Here is a 14,411-nt window from a genome sequence, read left to right as displayed (position 1 = left end):
GCCTGTTGATGTTCAACAGGTACGCGGTAGTACACATACAGCGATCTGGGCGTCTCGGTCATGTCGAACTCGTCACTGAAAGGCAGCGTAACCCATGATGCTGCGCCGCAATGTGCTGCCAGGTAACAAGGCCGCAGAAACGCGGCCTTGTAGCGTTAAGGAATTGACGCTCAAGCGGCTTCTTCAGCCTGCGGCAATTCGTAGGGCAGGGAACCCAAGGTCAGCGCCGGCCCGTCCACAGCGCCCGCGCGCAACTCGCTGCCCAAGGCACTCAGCTTCAATTCGACCAATGCGCTGTGCGTGCCGTTGACCGAGCCGCTGTTGATCACCAGACCAGCAGGTTGCCCTGGGTCGGCCAGGTTGAATACTTCCTGCCCCGGGCTCAAGGGCGCCCCACCGTGCGCCACCAGGGCGCGACGCTTGGTCGTGCCGCGGTACTGGCTGCGCGCGACCACCTCCTGGCCCGGATAGCAGCCCTTCTTGAAGTTCACACCGCCGATCAACTCGAAATTGATCATCTGAGGCACGAACTGATCGACCGTGCTGGCCTCGATGCGGGGGATGCCGCTCATCACATCCAGCCACTGCCAGGCGCCGGCCTCCAGGCTCGGCAGGGCCGCCACCAGGGCCTGCGCATCAGCTTGTGCGCCAACCCAGTACCAACGCTGGGCGCCCAGTACAGCCGGCAGGCCAATCAGCCAACCACCCAGGAAGGGTTGAACGCCCCAGGCCGCCACACCCGACGCTTCGCCCAAGCGCGCAGCCGCCGGTGCGCCCAGCATGCCCACCACAGCCAGTGATGCACTGGCATCGGAAAGCTTGAGCTTGGATCGCATCACGAACATAGACAGGCGCTTGAGCAGGCCCGGCAGCACCTGGCTGTCCGTCAGCATCAGTACTTGTTCGGCTTGGGGCCGCAGATTCAGCAGGCTTGCCAGCATGCGCCCCTTGGCGGAGCAATAGGCCGCCAGGCGCGCCTCCTGGGCAGTCTGGCCGTTCACGTCCTGGCTGAACTGCCCATGCAGGAAGTTGGCCGCATCCGGGCCTTCGGCCTGAATGATGCCCAGATCGGACAAAAGCAGGGCACCGCCCCACGAAGTTGGGTCTGGAAGTTGAATCGAGCTCATGGGCGTCATTATCATCACGCCCGTCATGCATCAGAAATCACACCGGGTGTATCCCACTTTCTCCGTACGGCAAAAGGCCGGCGTACGCGGCGGCGCACTGAGCACCTTGCTGGGCCTGCTCGTCGTGCTGGCTTTGTCCCTGGGCGGCGCGACCTACTGGTGGCTGAATCAGCCGCTTCACCTGGCGAGCCCATCCATCGAGTTGTCTGTCGAGTCGGGCGCCACGCCACGCGATATAGCGCGCGAGTGGGTTGAGGCTGGCGTGGACGCATCGCCCTGGATGCTCTACGAGTGGTTCAAGCTTTCCGGCCAATCCAGGCAGATTCGCGCGGGCAGCTACGAACTCAGCCAAGGCGCCACGCCACGCGATCTGCTGCGCATGATGGTGCGCGGCGACGAGCGCCTGTCCGTGGTCAAGCTGATCGATGGCTGGACCTTCAAACGCTTCAGGGCTGAACTGGCCCAGGCCGACGGCCTCAAGCAGGTGACAGCTGGCCTGACAGACGCCGAGGTCATGGCACAACTGGGCGAGCCCGGCATACCTGCCGAAGGGCATTTTTTCCCTGACACCTACTCCTACGCCAAAGGCGGCACGGATCTGGCCGTGATGAAGCGCGCGCTGCATGCCATGCAAAAGCAGCTGGATGCGGCCTGGGCCCAGCGACAGGCCAATATCTCGGTCAAGACGCCCCAGGAGGCCTTGACACTGGCGTCCATCGTCGAAAAGGAGACCGGGCGTGAGTCGGATCGCCCCATGATCGCCGGCGTGTTCAACAACCGCCTTCGCATCGGCATGCCCTTGCAGACCGACCCCAGCGTGATCTACGGGCTGGGTGATCAGTTCGACGGCAATCTGCGCAAGATTCATTTGCAGACGGATACGCCCTTCAACAGCTACACCCGCACGGGCCTGCCGCCCACCCCGATTGCCATGCCTGGCAAGGCTGCCTTGCTGGCCGCCGTGAGGCCCGCTGACACCAAAGCGCTGTATTTCGTGGCCAGAGGTGATGGCAGCAGTGCCTTCAGCACCACATTGGCTGAGCATAATCGGGCAGTCAACCAATACCAGCGCGGACAGCGCAACCCCGGAAAGAGTCCATGAGCATCACCAAGGGCCGATTCATCACCTTCGAGGGCATCGACGGAGCCGGCAAGACCACGCACCTGGATGCACTGGAGCAAGCCTGGAAACAAGCCGGGCACGAGGTGGTACGCACCCGTGAACCCGGTGGCACGCCTTTGGCCGAAAAGCTGCGCGGCCTGTTCCTGCATGACGCGATGGACCCGCTGACCGAAGCCTTGCTGGTGTTTGCCGCCCGCCGCGACCACATCCAGACCGTGATCGAGCCGGCCTTGGCCCGTGGCGCCTGGGTGCTGTGCGATCGCTTCACCGATGCCACGTTCGCTTACCAAGGCGGTGGCCGGGGTTTTGACCAGACCGTGCTGGGCACGCTGGAATCCTGGGTTCAAGACGGCTTGCAGCCCGATCTGACCTTGCTGTTTGACCTGGATCCGGCCATTGCAGCGGCACGCTTGAGCGCGGCCCGACAGCCCGATCGTTTCGAAGCGCAGGATCAGGCCTTCTTCGAGCGCGTCCGTGCGGCTTATCTGGCCCGCCAGCAGGCGCAACCAGCGCGATTCGCCGTGATCCACGCCGACCAGCCCCAGGCCGATGTGGCCGCGCAGATTCAAACCATCCTGAGCCAGAAAGGCTTGCTGTGAGCGAAGCACGCGCAGCCCTGTGGCCCTGGCTGGAAAAGCCGCTTGAAGCCGCCTTGGCCCAACTGAGCAGCCATGCCGCGCTGCTGCACGGCCCGGAAGGTGTCGGGCAATTTGAATTTGCCTTGGCGCTGGCCAGATCCTGGCTGTGCGAAAGCAAGCCGGCAGGGCAGGGTTACGCGCCCGCCTGTGGCCGATGCGCGAGCTGCCGCCTGATCGATGCGGGCTCCCATCCGGACTTGATGGTGATCCTGCCCGAAGCCTTGCAAGCCAGCCTCGGCTGGCAATCCGGCGCCGAAGAGGGCGATGGCGGCAGCGAGAAATCGTCAGGCAAGACCAAGAAGCTCAGCCAGGAGATCAAGGTCGATGCCATTCGAGCCGTTGTGCAGTTCTCGCAGAACACAGCCTCGCGCGGGCGAGCCAAGGTGGTGCTGGTGCACCCCGCCGAGCGCATGAACCTCATTTCGGCCAACACCTTGCTCAAGACCCTGGAAGAGCCACCCGGCCAGGTTCGGTTCGTGCTGAGCGGTGCCACGCTGGATGAACTGCTGCCCACCGTGCGCAGCCGTTGCCAGGCCTGGCGTTTGCCTTTGCCGACGCCAGACGTGGCCGTGCCATGGTTGCAGACCCAGCTCAATGGGGCGTCACCAGAGGATGCCAAAGTCTTGCTCGATGCAGCGGGCGGCCAACCTTTGACCGCACGAGATCGCCACCAATTGGGCCTGGATGCCCGATATTGGCCACAGATACCCAAAGATTTGCTCAATGGCGCCGCGACGGCTTTGACGCAATGGCCTTTGTCGCTGGTGGTTGAAACGCTCCAGAAGGTGTGCCAAGACCTGGCCTGCGTGGCTGCAGGCGCTGCGCCGCGCTACTTCCCGGCCAACAGCTTGCCGGCCGCCACCGATCTGCATCTGCTGACCACCTGGGCGCAGGAGTTGCGCAAGACCGCGCGCCACGCCGAACACCCGTGGAACCAGAACCTCAAGGTTGAAGCGCTCCTGCTTCAGGCCCGTGCCGTGATGCGGCCAAGGCCCGTCAGGGCAAAACCCACCGCCTGATTAAGGGGGCGCTCCGAGATACTTCTGGAGAAGGGTGTTTCCAGAAGTAAACCCAGCGCAAGGTGAGGGCAAATTCACAGTCTTTCGGAAAGGCCTGGGATTACACTTCGTCCACGATGAGTGAGTTCCAGACTACAGCCCTTCCTTCCGCCTTCGCGCCTTCCGGGCCAGGCCGGATGGGTGCGCCACTTGGTGCGCCAGGCGCCGCTGCCGCAAGCACGCGCCCCAGCGTGATCCAGCTTGTGTTCCGAGAAAAGGGCGCGCTCTACGCCGCCTACATTCCCGCGTTCACCGAAGGCGGTTTGTTTGTGCCCACGACACGTGAGTACACCCTGGGCGACGACATCTACCTCCTGCTCTCACTCCCCGAGGACAACCAACGCTATCCCGTGGCAGGCAAGATTGCCTGGATCACGCCGGCCAATGCCTCGGGCGGACGTACACAAGGCGTGGGCGTGCGCTTCCCAGGTGATGACAAGACCCGTTTGCTGCGCGTGAAGATCGAGCAGATTCTGGGCACCAATATTTCCTCCAGCAAGCCGACGCAGACCCTGTAAAACACAGGCTAGCGCTTTGCGGCAACAATAGCGGGTTGACTCCAGTCAAACCCGCTTTTTTGTTTGCCCGACGCTGCCGCCATGTTTGTTGACACGCACTGCCACCTCAACTTCCCGCAATACGCCGAGACCATCGATCAGGTCCGCGCGGACATGCACGCCAGCGGCGTTGACCGCGCGCTGTGCATCAGCACCACCCTCGAAGAATTCCCGCAAGTGCATGCGCTGGCCATGCGCTTCGACAACTTCTGGGCCACGGTCGGTGTGCACCCCGATAACGAAGGCATCCAGGAACCCACCCTGCAGGATCTGCTGGACCGCGCTGCCTTGCCCCGCGTGGTCGGCATTGGCGAAACCGGCCTCGATTACTACCGACTGGGCGAACGCAGCGTCGCCGATATGGCATGGCAGCGCGATCGTTTCCGTGTCCACATCCAGGCCGCGATTCAAACCGGTTTGCCATTGGTGATCCACACACGTGAAGCCAGTGCGGACACCCTGGCCATCCTCAAGGAAGAAGGTCAAGGCAAGGTGCGCGGCGTCTTCCATTGCTTCACTGAAAGCGAGATGGTGGCCCGTGCCGCGCTGGACATGGGCTTTCACATCTCCTTCTCCGGCATCCTCACGTTCAAGAACGCCGCTGATTTGCGTGATGTGGCCCGCATGGTGCCCATTGACCGTTGCCTGATCGAAACCGACAGCCCTTATCTGGCGCCTGCACCGCACCGCGGCAAGCTCAACTCGCCTGCCTATGTCTCGCTCGTTGCGAAGCAACTGGCCGAGCTCAAGGGCATGGACGTGGATGAGCTTGGGCGCATAACTTCCGAGAACTTCGAGCAATTGTTCTCGCTCGTCAAGGTGCACTGAGGGTTAGCCCACACCACGCAGAAAACCCTTGTCAGACAATTTCTGACAGGAGGTTTGGTTGTACGGCGACTACCGCCTCCAGTCCGAGATGCCTACAGTGAACACATCACGAAGACATCTCTCACACCCGGAGGCCCTTATGCAAAAGCAAAGTCTGTATGCCAACCCGTTTGCCCTGATGATGGACCCGCAAGCTGTGCTGGAAGCGATGGAGCGCTCGGAGCGCCTCAACCGCCTGCAAAGCCGCGTCTGCCGTCCTCTGGACAAGCCGCTGATCCCTCATGTGGCCAGCGACGAACAGGCATACGACCGTGAAGTGGATGCCTCGCCCGATATCGACCTGGAAGAAAGCGCTGAAGACCAGGTCTGACGCGGTTTCTCGATACCTTTTCTTGCGGCGCTTAGCAGCGTGTAGTGGCCCGTCCTTGTGACGGGCCATTTTCGTTTCCGGGCAAGAAATCTGCGGGGCAGCTCAATGCGAACCCTTGGCCCAACTGCGCTCCAGCGATCGGCCCATGCGAGACAAGCCCAGGCACATCGCGGCGTAAACCAGCCCGACCGCCAGATAGGCTTCAAAGTAGTAAGGCCGCCACAAAGAATCGCCACCCAGGCTCAATGACAGGCCGCCGGTGAATTCGTGCAAGCCGATCACCATCACCAGTGAGCTGTCCTTGAGCAAGCCGATGCCGTGGCCGACCAGGGCGGGCAACACGGCGCGCAAGGCTTGTGGCAACACCACCTTCCATTGCGTCTGCCACCAGGTCAAGCCAAGGATGGCGGCGGCTTCGCTTTGATCCTGCGTCACCGTCTGCAGACCGCCGCGCACCACCTCGGCCATGTAGACGGCAGAGAACAAGGTCAGCGCCAGCGTGGCGCGCCAAACTAGCGGGACAGGATGATCTTGCGGGATCAACACGGGCAACATGAAGGCCGCCATGAAGAGCAAGGTCACCAGCGGCACGCCACGAACCACCTCGATGACGGCCGTAGCGGGCCACTTCAACCAGACGCGTTTGGAGCGACGCGCCAGGGCCAGCCCGATGGCCAGCGGCACGGACACCAGCCAGCTCACGGAAAACAACCACAAGGTCAAGGGCAAGCCACCCCATGCATCGAAGGGCACCAGGGGCAAGCCAGCAAAGCCACCACGCATCAGGCAGATCGAGACCAGCACAGCGCCGACCAAGCTCAGCAAGCCCTTGACGGAAGCCACAGCGCGCCATCCGGTCCACCATGCCAGCACACACAAAAGCAGCTCACCGCACATCACAGCGACAGGCCGCCACTGTTGTTCAAACGGATAGTGCCCGAGCAGGATAGGGCGCAGCTTTTCCGGAACGACGCCCCAGCACGCGCCGTGGTGCTGCAAGGCCTGGCAGGCCTGCGCATCGGGGCGGAACACCGCGTGGATCACCGCCCAGTCCAGCAAGTGCCACGCCAGCCAGGCACCCAGCAGCATCGCCAACGTGGACAACACGCGCGCAGGCCAGCTCATTGCATCAGTGCGAACCGTAGCGCTCATACCGGCCCCTTGACGGCATGCCGCGCATTGAACCAGTTCATGAAGGCGGCGGTCAGCAGAGACATGAACAGGTAGACCGACATCATGACCAGTACGCACTCGGTCACCCGGCCAGTCTGGTTCAGGGCGGTGTTGCCGACGGAGACGAGATCCGGGTAGCCCACGGCCACGGCCAATGAAGAGTTCTTGATCAGGTTGAGAAACTGGTTGGTGGCCGCGGGCACGATGGTGCGCAAGGCCTGAGGCAAGAGGACCCGCGTGATCTGCTGCCAACGTGTGGCGCCCAAGGTCTCTGCAGCTTCCATCAGGCTCGCAGGCACGGCCTCGATGCCGCCGCGAATCACTTCCGCCAGAAAGGCGCCGGTATACAGGCTCAGCGCCAACGCCAGCGCCAGGTATTCGGGTGTCACGGCTGCGCCGCCCACGATGTTGAAAGTGTCTTGCTGAGGCCAACTCCAGGCCCAGGCTCCACCGTCATCCGCAGGCGCCAACCAGGGAAAGGCCAGGCCACCCTTGCTCAGCCAGATGCCGGGTAGCACCGCCAGTGCCTGCGTCGAGTCGGGGAGCCACTCGATGAGCAGGAAGTACCACATCAACAGTTGCAGCAACAGCGGCGTGTTGCGGATGATGTCCACATAGATGCCCGCCATGACGCGCCAGCCAGCAACGCGTGATGTGCGCCCCAATGCCACGGTCAGGCCGATCGCCACAGCCATGAGCAACGCCGGCAAGGACACGCGCAAGGTGTTGCCCAGCCCGACCAGCATGGCGCGCCACAGAGGCTGTGCGGCGTCATACAGCAACAGGCCCGTCTCGCCGATGTCAAAACCGGCAGGTTGGGTCAGGAAGTCCAGCATCGCGGTGCGTCTGGCAGATCAGCGGATGGGTGGGGGATAGATCAGCCCGCCCTGGTTCCACAAGCGGTTGGCGCCACGCGGCAGCTTGAGTGGAGATTGCCCGCCCACATGGCGCTCGAAGATCTCGCCGTAGTTGCCGACGGCCTTCACGGCCTTGTAGGCCCAGGCTTTGTCCAGCCCCAGCAACTTGCCCGTGTCTTCACCCGTTCCCATCAGGCGCTGAATGGCCGGGTCCGCAGACGCTTTCATCTGATCGGCGTTCGCCTGTGTGATGCCCAACTCCTCGGCTTCCTGAAGCGCAAAGATGGTCCACTTCACGATGGCGAACCAGTCGTCGTCACCGCGGCGCACGGCGGGCCCGAGGGGCTCCTTGGAGATGAGTTCGGGCAACACCACGTAGTCATCGGGGTTGGGGGCTTCCTTGGAGCGGATGCTGGCGAGTGCCGATGAATCGGCCGTGTAGGCCTGGCAACGGCCCGCGAACAAGGCCTTGAAGCCGGCCTCGTAGGTGTCGAACACCACGGGCTTGATGCCCAGTTTGTTGGCGCGCGAGAAGTCAGCCAGATTTTTCTCGGTGGTGGTGCCGGCCTGCACGCAGACCTGCGCGTTTTTCAACTGCTTGGCGCTGCTGACCTTGAGCTTCTTGGGCACCAGAAAGCCCTGGCCGTCGATGTAGGTGATGGCCGTGAAGTTCAGGCCCAGCGAGGCATCGCGGGTGAGCGTCCACGAGGTGTTGCGAGACAGGATGTCGATCTGGCCAGACTGCAAGGCCGTGAAGCGTTGCTGGGCGTTGAGCGCGGTGTAGGCCACCTTGTCCGGGTCGCCCAGCACGGCGGCGGCCACGGCGCGGCAGAAGTCCACGTCAAAGCCGAACCATTTGCCTTTGGCATCTGGCGCAGAGAAGCCCGCCACGCCGGTACTCACGCCGCACTGCAGCTGACCACGCTGTTTGACGGCATCCAGGGTCTTGCCTGCATGGGCTTGCGGCACCAGCGCAGCGCAGACCAGGGCGATCAAGGGCGCCAGAAATGAACGTGCTTGCATGTGACCTCTGATCTCAGGCTGAGAAGACATAGGCCAAGCATACGTGAGGAAGGGCGCTCAAGCCCGGCGTGTGAACGTTCTGTGCAAAAACCCACCAAGCAGCATGGCTGGCACGAAGAGATAGACCTCCTCGTTGCCAGACAGCAAAGTAGCCAGGGCAGGGCCCGGGCAGTAGCCAGTCAGCCCCCAGCCGATCCCGAACAGCGCAGAACCCAGCACCAGTTGGCGATCGATGTGTACCAGCGTGGGCAGATGAAAACGCTCGCCCAGCAAAGGGGCCTTGCGCCTGAGCACAAGACGAAAGCCGGCCAAGGTGATGATCACAGCCGAGCCCATCACAAAGGCCAGGCTGGGATCCCAGCGCCCGGCCACATCCAGGAAGTTCTGAACCTTCAAGGGGTTGGTCATCTGCGCAATGGCCAGACCCAGGCCGAAGAGGGCACCCGCAAACAGGCATGTCATCCATCTCAACATGGCCGCCCCCTCAGCCCTGTACCACGTGACGCATCACGAACACGGTGAGCCCGCCTGTGCCCATGAAGCACAGGGTGGCGACCAGAGAGCGCATGGACATGCGCCCCAGCCCGCAAACACCATGGCCGCTGGTACAGCCATTGCCCATGGAAGTGCCGCACCCAACGAGCAAGCCACCCAGCACGAGCAGGCCCGATGGAAAGTGCTGGCGCGCATTCACCACTGAGCCAGACCATTTGAAATACGCCCAGGTGCTCAGGATCATGCCCAGCAGAAAGGTCAATCGCCAGCCGGATTCCATCCACTTGCCACGCAGCATGCCATCCACCACACCATGGGCGATGTTGCTGATGCCAGCCAACCTGCCGGTACAGGCCAGCAAGATCACGGCAGAGGCGCCGATCAATGCCCCGCCGATCAGGCCGGCGACGGGGGTGAAATCGCTCATCGAGGTACTCCAGAACTGTCGAGGGCGGGAGCTTACCAAGGGAATGGATACCTGGGGATGTATCTGCTGCGCCCAATTTGACGACATATATCGTCAGTTGTAGACTGCCGGACCTCGTTAACCTGACGAGCACGCAGATCGATTCAACACCTTCAAGCATGACCCCAATGAACATCACCGTGATTGGCGGCGGGCTGATTGGCGCGTCCTGGACAGCGCTTTTTCTGGCGCACGGGCACACCGTCTGCCTGCACGACCTGGCCCTGGACGCCGAAGCGCGTGTTCGCACGGAACTGCGGCGCATCCAGCCTTTCATGACCGAACTGGGCCTGACGCTGGATCCGAATTCACGCGGACTGTCGTTCGAATCTGACCTGGCCAAAGCGGTGAAGGGCGCGGACGTCGTACAGGAATGCGGCCCGGAGCGGCTGGCTTTCAAGCAGCGCCTGTGGGCCGATGTCGAGAAGCACTGCAGCGCTGAAACGCTGTTGCTGTCATCCAGTTCCGGCATGACCGCCTCCATGCAGTCCAAGGCCATGCAAAGCCCGCAACGTATGCTTGTGGGGCACCCATTCAATCCGCCACATCTCATCCCGTTGGTTGAAGTGGTACCTGGCAGCAAGACGTCGAGCGCATCAACTCGGCGTGCCAAAGCCTTCTATGAATCACTGGGCAAGCGCGTCGTCGTGTTGCGCAAGGAAATTCCCGGCTTCGTCGCCAACCGCATCCAGGCCGCGGTGATTCGCGAGTCCGTGGCGCTGGTCAAGCAGGGCGTGGTGTCGGCTGAAGACCTTGATGTGGCGGTGACGCAGTCCCTAGGCTTGCGCTGGGCCACAGGCGGCCCGTTTCTGTCCGCACATCTGGGCGGCGGGCAAGGTGGCGTTCGGGCTTTCTTCCAGCAATTTGCGAACGGGCTGCAACTGCTGTGGCTGCATACCCGATTGAGGCCGGTCTTCCTGTCGGCAGCCACGCAAAAGGCCCTGGCAAAAGACGTCGAGCAGGCTTACGGCAGCCAGACCATCGACCAATTGGGCACCCAGCGCGACCAACAACAAATCGCCATCCTTCGCGCCTTGAAAAAGGCTTCTTCCAGCGAGAACTGAACCATGAAGCTTTCCTCCAACGAAGTCGTGCTGATCACGGGATGTGGCTCTGGCATTGGCAAGGCCCTGGCCAGAGCGTTCCACCAACGCGGGCTGCAGGTGTGTGCCACTGCGCGGCGGCCCGACACGATGCGTGATCTGCAGGCCGAAGGCATCATGACAATGGCTCTGGATGTCACCAGCAAGGAGGCCATTGCCAGCGTCATCGAACAACTGCGAGCAAAGGGGCTTCACGCGGGCGTGCTGGTCAACAACGCCGGTTACGGCGCCATGGGCCCGTTGATCGATGTGCCCGACAGCGAATGGCAAAGGCAGTTCGACGTCAACCTGTTTGCACCCATGGCGCTGACCCGCGCCGTGGTACCTGCCATGATCGCGCGTGGCAGCGGCATGGTCGTGAACATCAGCAGCGTGTCAGGTGTGATGACTACACCGTTTGCCGGCCCGTATTGCGCCAGCAAGGCGGCGTTCAATTCGATGACGGATGCCTTGCGCATGGAACTGGCGCCACTGGGCATCCGCGTGTTCACCGTGCAGCCAGGCGGCATCCAGTCATCGTTTGGCGACAGCGCCGCCAACCAGGTCAACCTGGCACCTGACTCGCCGTACCAGGCGATACGCGAAGGCGTCATGGCACGTGCCAATGAAAGCCAAAGCAAGGCCATGCCAGCCGAGGTATTTGCTGGGCTGCTGGTGGATCAATTGAAACGACCAACATGCCCGCCAGTGATCCGGATTGGCGAGAAAAGCAGCTTGCTGCCTTTCCTCAAGCAGTGGCTGCCAGTCCGCACGCTGGACCGCGTGCTGAGCAAGCGGTTTCAGTTGGACAGGCTGGCGCGCGGCAAGGGGTGAACTGACGTCACCATTTGCCCGTGGCCAGATTGGCGGACAAGGCAGTGGCCAATCTGTCCATCATCAGCGGCTTCGGAACAAACGCGCTCATGCCGATGGCCCGCCAGGAGCTCGACACATCCTGCTCGTCTCTGGCCGTGCTCGCGATGATGGGGATGGGGACATGCCTGCCAGCCCCATGCATCTCATAGCGGCGGATCCTTTCGGTCGCCTCCATGCCATCCATGACCGGCATCTCCAGATCCATCAGGATGACATCAGGACGATATCGCTCCACGTATTCGACAGCTTCTTCGCCATTGTTGGCCGTGTCGCAGTCATAACCCAAAATCTGCAGCATTTCCGCTGCCAGGATCCTGTTGACCGGGCTATCGTCCACCACGAGTGCAATTGGGCGCAGAAGTGACTCTCCCCGATTTTTGGGGCCTGACTGTGCTTTACGAACTGCCTCCAGTGCTGATGCGATGTCCTTGAGCTCTCGTAAATCAGCAGGACTAAAAGGAAGCTTTCGAAGCTCTACCCCAGGGCATGCACGCTGAATGCCGGGTTCTGCGTGGACGCCATAAACGACCCTGCATTGCGATGACCATGCGCGGCGTGCCACGGACAAGGTATCCAGGCCGGTTGTGCTTTGATCGATGGCGACAACCAGCGCTGGCTCAAGTCGGCTATCGCTGGATCGCCAGAAGCCCAATGCTTCGTCGATATCGGCAAACTGACGCACCAACCAGCCATCTCGTTGAAGTCGCTCCGCCAGCAGGATGCCGTTTTCAGACGATGCGCCTATCAGCCATGCAGAAGTGGTTGCGAGCTCGGCCAGAAAGGAGGGCTCCGTGTCCGCGCTCCCATGCGGAAGCGATAGCCGCAACTCAATGACAGCGCCTTCTTTGGGCGACAGGTACTGGACGCATGCTGGCTCGGCGCTTGGGCTGAACGAGTTCAGCAACTCCGGCCTGTCCATGCCCGGCATTTTCAGGCATTCGTGATGAGCCAACGAAGCTGATCGTGTGGACATGGATGACAACCTGTCCAGATTCCGCTCACCCGACATCAGCGTGTAGGCCAGTCGCACCGTGACAAGCGCCTTGTCTATCGACAAAGGCCGTGCATGCACGGTCAAGAATAGCACCCCATGCCCACGCTGGGCATTGCTCAAGCCACTGTCCACCATGCTGCTCGCGCAACGCGTAAGGGCCTGAACGTCCCTTGCGGCAAACCTCGTCAAACCGAGGTAATCAAAATAAAGAACGCAGCCTTGCCTTTTAACTGTCGGCTGCACGGCGCGGACCAATGCCGTGAGACTTTCACCAAGGCTGGCAAGCTGGGCGCCGGAGTCTGGCATGGCTGCGCTCCAGTTGAAAGGTTCACCATACCCTGCATGAAGGCATAACGCAACATCTGTTCCTCAGGTAGTGCCCGCACGCATGGAACAAGGGCAGACCGCTGGCCAGTAGCATGGCGCTCCTCATGGCAATGGGAAATGCAACACCTTCTCAACTACCGTAAATTGCGTGAACAGGTAGTAGTGGTCTGCTGTTGTGATTCAAAATATCTAGCTAATGGCAGTACTTTTGAATGGAAAATTGTTGCAATTTCAAAATGCCGTCAACGTTGCGATTCATTTGCAACGCAACTCAGAATCCCGTTGTGATTGATGGGTAGGCAGTCCGATGTGTTGCGTTTGCCTCTGGACGTTCATGAACGCTGCATTGATTTGTAATCAGCTCGAGTAGGGCGGGGCCATTTCTATTAGAAGGATCTGCCTACAGCCGTTGCTGCGGTCCAGCCCGAAGTCCGCTTGAGGCTGGGTGCTGCCGCTGAGTTTTGGCGGACCAGCGACAGCTGCCTGAAGCACCGGTCGTTGGACCATTCGCTGGCTGAGTGACTGCTGCACCTATGGGACCGGACCTTCAGCAGAAATCGAGTATGGGACCGTCGGGACCCAACGTGGCGCACAGGTCAGCGGCTGCTCTCGTGAACTAGGAACTCACATTACCAACCCTAAGCAGCAATCAGCCCATCAACGCACAACGTGCGTTGATGTGTCCGAAGCTGTCGTAGCCTCTGGCTCAGATCAATTGGTTGATCCCTCCTCGGTCACCGGGCTGGTTTCGGTCGTCGGCGCGCCCAAGCCGAACTGGCTGCGTGCAGTTCCTTGCTCGTCAACACATACTGAGGCGGTTCCAGCAGCATCTCGATGGCCAGATCAATGAAGGCTCGTACCCGCTTGGGTTGAGCCTCACGGCTGCCGTAGTACACATGCATTCCTATGTGGTCCGTCATGTGCTCGATCAGCAGGGGCACCAGCCGCCCTTCGCGAACATGGCTCGCAGCAGACAGATTGGCCAGTTGCCCGATGACTTGCCCGGCCAGGACGGCTTGAACCTCCAGCTCGGTATCGTTGGTGGACAAGGTGGGCGATACATGCCGGTGCACCAACTGCCCATCCACGTGGAGATGCCAAGGCAGTACCTGCCCCGTGGCTGGATGTCGAAAGGCACTGCATCGATGTGACTGCAACTCGGCCAGTGTCCTGGGCACACCGTGTTGCTCAAGGTAGGCCGGCGCAGCGCAGATGATGAGTTGAATGGGGAACAAGCGCCTCGCGATGACGCCTTCGTCGGTAGCCGTACCAATGCGAAAGCCCACATCCACCCGGTCGAGCACCCAGTTGCTCTTGCCGTCATCCAGTTGAATCTCGGGCCGTATGGCGGGATAGCGTCGGCAGAACTCGCTGACCACCGGCATGAGGATCGGAGCAAACGAGGACTTGGGGCCGA

Annotated in this window: 16 protein-coding genes; 8 read left to right on the top strand and 8 right to left on the bottom strand. The window is 61.5% G+C overall.

The window, feature by feature from the left end:
• Positions 1 to 170: 170 nt before the first annotated feature.
• Positions 171 to 1,127, bottom strand: coding sequence for a folate-binding protein (locus EPO09_RS06855; protein ID WP_290641495.1), 957 nt, complete (start codon positions 1,125 to 1,127; stop codon positions 171 to 173).
• Here EPO09_RS06855 and mltG point away from each other — a divergent pair.
• From mltG to EPO09_RS06825, 6 genes are all read left to right on the top strand, one after another.
• Positions 1,126 to 2,229: an endolytic transglycosylase MltG gene (mltG, locus tag EPO09_RS06850; RefSeq protein WP_290641493.1), complete on the top strand. Its 1,104-nt coding sequence runs from the start codon at positions 1,126 to 1,128 to the stop codon at positions 2,227 to 2,229. The genes EPO09_RS06855 and mltG overlap by 2 nt on opposite strands.
• A gap of 2 nt (positions 2,230 to 2,231) precedes the next feature.
• Positions 2,232 to 2,849: a dTMP kinase gene (gene tmk / locus EPO09_RS06845; protein WP_290641499.1), complete on the top strand. Its 618-nt coding sequence runs from the start codon at positions 2,232 to 2,234 to the stop codon at positions 2,847 to 2,849.
• Positions 2,846 to 3,907 (top strand): DNA polymerase III subunit delta', encoded by a 1,062-nt coding sequence (gene holB, locus EPO09_RS06840; RefSeq protein WP_290641491.1) that lies wholly within the window; start codon positions 2,846 to 2,848, stop codon positions 3,905 to 3,907. The genes tmk and holB overlap by 4 nt, the downstream gene beginning before the upstream one ends.
• A 176-nt stretch (positions 3,908 to 4,083) precedes the next feature.
• Entirely contained in the window at positions 4,084 to 4,464 is a 381-nt protein-coding gene (locus tag EPO09_RS06835) for a PilZ domain-containing protein (RefSeq protein ID WP_290641497.1), read from the top strand.
• A gap of 81 nt (positions 4,465 to 4,545) precedes the next feature.
• Positions 4,546 to 5,331: a TatD family hydrolase gene (locus EPO09_RS06830; RefSeq protein WP_290641489.1), complete on the top strand. Its 786-nt coding sequence runs from the start codon at positions 4,546 to 4,548 to the stop codon at positions 5,329 to 5,331.
• A gap of 139 nt (positions 5,332 to 5,470) precedes the next feature.
• Positions 5,471 to 5,701, top strand: a complete 231-nt coding sequence (locus tag EPO09_RS06825; RefSeq protein WP_290641487.1) for a hypothetical protein — start codon at positions 5,471 to 5,473, stop codon at positions 5,699 to 5,701.
• A 102-nt stretch (positions 5,702 to 5,803) separates the two neighbouring features.
• Here the strand turns inward: EPO09_RS06825 and EPO09_RS06820 are convergent, their stop codons facing one another.
• From EPO09_RS06820 to EPO09_RS06800, 5 genes are read right to left on the bottom strand one after another with little or no spacing between them, the layout of a single operon-like run.
• On the bottom strand, positions 5,804 to 6,853 hold the full coding sequence (locus tag EPO09_RS06820; protein WP_290641486.1) for an amino acid ABC transporter permease: 1,050 nt from the start codon (positions 6,851 to 6,853) through the stop codon (positions 5,804 to 5,806).
• On the bottom strand, positions 6,850 to 7,710 hold the full coding sequence (locus EPO09_RS06815; protein ID WP_290641484.1) for an ABC transporter permease subunit: 861 nt from the start codon (positions 7,708 to 7,710) through the stop codon (positions 6,850 to 6,852). Before EPO09_RS06815 ends, EPO09_RS06820 begins: the two co-directional genes overlap by 4 nt.
• An 18-nt stretch (positions 7,711 to 7,728) precedes the next feature.
• Positions 7,729 to 8,754 (bottom strand): amino acid ABC transporter substrate-binding protein, encoded by a 1,026-nt coding sequence (locus EPO09_RS06810; protein WP_290641482.1) that lies wholly within the window; start codon positions 8,752 to 8,754, stop codon positions 7,729 to 7,731.
• 57 nt (positions 8,755 to 8,811) lie between these two features.
• Positions 8,812 to 9,228, bottom strand: a complete 417-nt coding sequence (locus EPO09_RS06805; protein WP_290641480.1) for a YeeE/YedE family protein — start codon at positions 9,226 to 9,228, stop codon at positions 8,812 to 8,814.
• Positions 9,229 to 9,238: 10 nt separating this feature from the next.
• Complete coding sequence (locus EPO09_RS06800; protein WP_290641478.1) at positions 9,239 to 9,676, bottom strand: YeeE/YedE family protein; 438 nt, start codon at positions 9,674 to 9,676, stop codon at positions 9,239 to 9,241.
• Between the two features lie 158 nt (positions 9,677 to 9,834).
• On the opposite strand from EPO09_RS06800, the gene EPO09_RS06795 reads away from it, so the two are divergent.
• Both EPO09_RS06795 and EPO09_RS06790 read left to right on the top strand, forming a co-directional pair.
• The gene (locus EPO09_RS06795) at positions 9,835 to 10,779 is read left to right on the top strand and encodes a 3-hydroxyacyl-CoA dehydrogenase NAD-binding domain-containing protein (RefSeq protein WP_290641476.1); all 945 of its coding nucleotides are present in this window, start codon (positions 9,835 to 9,837) and stop codon (positions 10,777 to 10,779) included.
• A gap of 3 nt (positions 10,780 to 10,782) precedes the next feature.
• A complete protein-coding gene (locus EPO09_RS06790) occupies positions 10,783 to 11,631 on the top strand; it encodes an SDR family oxidoreductase (protein ID WP_290641474.1) in 849 nt (282 codons plus the stop codon).
• A gap of 7 nt (positions 11,632 to 11,638) precedes the next feature.
• Here the strand turns inward: EPO09_RS06790 and EPO09_RS06785 are convergent, their stop codons facing one another.
• Both EPO09_RS06785 and EPO09_RS06780 read right to left on the bottom strand, forming a co-directional pair.
• Positions 11,639 to 12,973, bottom strand: a complete 1,335-nt coding sequence (locus EPO09_RS06785) for a response regulator (RefSeq protein ID WP_290641472.1) — start codon at positions 12,971 to 12,973, stop codon at positions 11,639 to 11,641.
• Between the two features lie 755 nt (positions 12,974 to 13,728).
• The coding region (locus EPO09_RS06780) for a substrate binding domain-containing protein (RefSeq protein WP_290641470.1) at positions 13,729 to 14,411 on the bottom strand (683 nt) is incomplete at its 5' end.

Source organism: Aquabacterium sp. (genome assembly GCF_004297345.1).
Taxonomy (GTDB): Bacteria; Pseudomonadota; Gammaproteobacteria; order Burkholderiales; family Burkholderiaceae_C; genus Aquabacterium.
This window is presented reverse-complemented; position numbering and strand designations above follow the sequence as displayed.

Bases quoted from the DNA above. Each gene is read 5' to 3' on its own strand.
- EPO09_RS06855 (WP_290641495.1), bottom strand. From the start codon at position 1,127: ATGAGCTCGATTCAACTTCCAGACCCAACTTCGTGGGGCGGTGCCCTG.
- EPO09_RS06830 (WP_290641489.1), top strand. From the start codon at position 4,546: ATGTTTGTTGACACGCACTGCCACCTCAACTTCCCGCAATACGCCGAG.
- EPO09_RS06795 (WP_290641476.1), top strand. From the start codon at position 9,835: ATGACCCCAATGAACATCACCGTGATTGGCGGCGGGCTGATTGGCGCG.
- EPO09_RS06835 (WP_290641497.1), top strand. From the start codon at position 4,084: ATGGGTGCGCCACTTGGTGCGCCAGGCGCCGCTGCCGCAAGCACGCGC.
- EPO09_RS06825 (WP_290641487.1), top strand. From the start codon at position 5,471: ATGCAAAAGCAAAGTCTGTATGCCAACCCGTTTGCCCTGATGATGGAC.
- EPO09_RS06805 (WP_290641480.1), bottom strand. From the start codon at position 9,228: ATGTTGAGATGGATGACATGCCTGTTTGCGGGTGCCCTCTTCGGCCTG.
- EPO09_RS06800 (WP_290641478.1), bottom strand. From the start codon at position 9,676: ATGAGCGATTTCACCCCCGTCGCCGGCCTGATCGGCGGGGCATTGATC.
- EPO09_RS06815 (WP_290641484.1), bottom strand. From the start codon at position 7,710: ATGCTGGACTTCCTGACCCAACCTGCCGGTTTTGACATCGGCGAGACG.
- EPO09_RS06820 (WP_290641486.1), bottom strand. From the start codon at position 6,853: ATGAGCGCTACGGTTCGCACTGATGCAATGAGCTGGCCTGCGCGCGTG.
- EPO09_RS06810 (WP_290641482.1), bottom strand. From the start codon at position 8,754: ATGCAAGCACGTTCATTTCTGGCGCCCTTGATCGCCCTGGTCTGCGCT.
- mltG (WP_290641493.1), top strand. From the start codon at position 1,126: ATGGGCGTCATTATCATCACGCCCGTCATGCATCAGAAATCACACCGG.
- EPO09_RS06790 (WP_290641474.1), top strand. From the start codon at position 10,783: ATGAAGCTTTCCTCCAACGAAGTCGTGCTGATCACGGGATGTGGCTCT.
- EPO09_RS06785 (WP_290641472.1), bottom strand. From the start codon at position 12,973: ATGCCAGACTCCGGCGCCCAGCTTGCCAGCCTTGGTGAAAGTCTCACG.